This window comes from Streptomyces sp. AC627_RSS907, assembly GCF_019049165.1.
This window is the reverse complement of the sequence record NZ_JAGMUE010000441.1, coordinates 1-582: the sequence shown is the minus strand read 5'-3', so window position 1 is coordinate 582 and position 582 is coordinate 1. Positions and strand designations below refer to the sequence as shown.

Annotated in this window: 1 protein-coding gene; it reads left to right on the top strand. The window is 68.6% G+C overall.

Going from position 1 to position 582, the window contains the following annotated elements; all coding sequences use genetic code 11:
* Positions 1–446, top strand: a 446-nt coding sequence (locus tag KUM32_RS36360) for a PaaI family thioesterase (protein WP_217146164.1), incomplete at its 5' end; no start/stop codon positions are given.
* Positions 447–582: the final 136 nt, after the last annotated feature.

Below are 582 nucleotides of genomic sequence, written 5' to 3'. Positions count from 1 at the left end.
CCCAGCACAACCCCATCGGCCTACGACTCCTCTTCGACGCCGACGGTGACGGCTTCAGCACCCGGTTCACGCTCGGCTCCGACTACGAGTCCTTCCCCGGCGTCATCCACGGCGGCATCGTCGCCACCATCCTGGACGAGACCCTGGCGCAGGCCGTCTACCGGGCCGGCTGGATCTCGGCGTTCACCACCGGCCTGCGCGTGCGCTACGGCAAGCCCATGGAGACCGGCGTCGAGTACACCGCACGCGCCGAGATCACCCGGCGTGACGAGCACGCCGTACGGGCCAGCGGCGAACTGCTGCACGGCCGGGACCTCGTCGCCGCGGCCGACGGCACCTTCCGCCTGCTCACCGAACAGGTCCTGACCGAACAGGGCCGGCACCTGCCGAGCCGGCTCGTCACCGCGCTACGTACCGCCAACCAACCAGCCAACCAGGGGGAATGAACCAGATGGACGTCCACGAGAAGGTCCTTGAGATCATCGCCCAGGAGATCGACGTGCCGGTCACCGACCTGTCGGGCGACCAGCACTTCCGGGCTCTGCCCAACGTCGACTCGATGCGGGTGCTCCAGGTCATCCT